This window comes from Actinacidiphila sp. bgisy144 (assembly GCF_057708105.1).
Genome location: NZ_JBYIRM010000116.1, coordinates 1 through 611 on the forward strand (window position 1 = coordinate 1; position 611 = coordinate 611).

1 protein-coding gene is annotated in these 611 nt (G+C 73.8%); it reads right to left on the reverse strand.

Annotated features, from left to right (window positions below; all coding sequences use genetic code 11):
* Positions 1 to 611, reverse strand: a 611-nt coding sequence (locus tag AC3EVP_RS36965; RefSeq protein WP_435138199.1) for an L-serine ammonia-lyase, iron-sulfur-dependent, subunit alpha, incomplete at both ends; no start/stop codon positions are given.

Genomic DNA, 611 nt, shown 5'->3' on the forward strand with positions numbered 1-611 from the left:
GCCGCGTTCTCGACCTGCTCCGGGGTGAGCCCCAGGACCTCGGCGAGGCCGCCCGCGGCCATGGAGCAGGCGGAGCCGACCTCGCCCTGGCAGCCGACCTCGGCGCCGGAGATGGAGGCGTTCTCCTTGAAGAGCATGCCGATCGCGCCGGCGGCCAGCAGGAAGCGCACCACCGCGTCGTCCCGGTCCGCGGCGGACGTGGACGGCGAGCAGACGAACTGCAGGTAGTAGTGCAGGACGGCCGGGATGATCCCGGCGGCGCCGTTCGTGGGCGCGGTCACCACGCGGCCGCCCGCCGCGTTCTCCTCGTTGACCGCCATCGCGTACAGCGTGATCCACTCCATCGCCCGGGTCGACGGGTCGCCCTCGGCCCGCAACTGCCGGGCGGACTGCGCCGCGCGGCGCCGCACCTTCAGCCCCCCGGGCAGGATGCCCTCACGCGTCATGCCCCGCTCCACGCACGCCCGCATCACCTCCCAGATCTCCAGCAGCCCGGCCCGGATCTCCGCCTCGCCGCGCCACGCCTTCTCGTTCTCCAGCATCAGCGCGGAGATCGACAGCCCGGTCTCCCGGGACAGCCGCAGCAGCTCGTCGCCGGTGCGGAAGGGGTG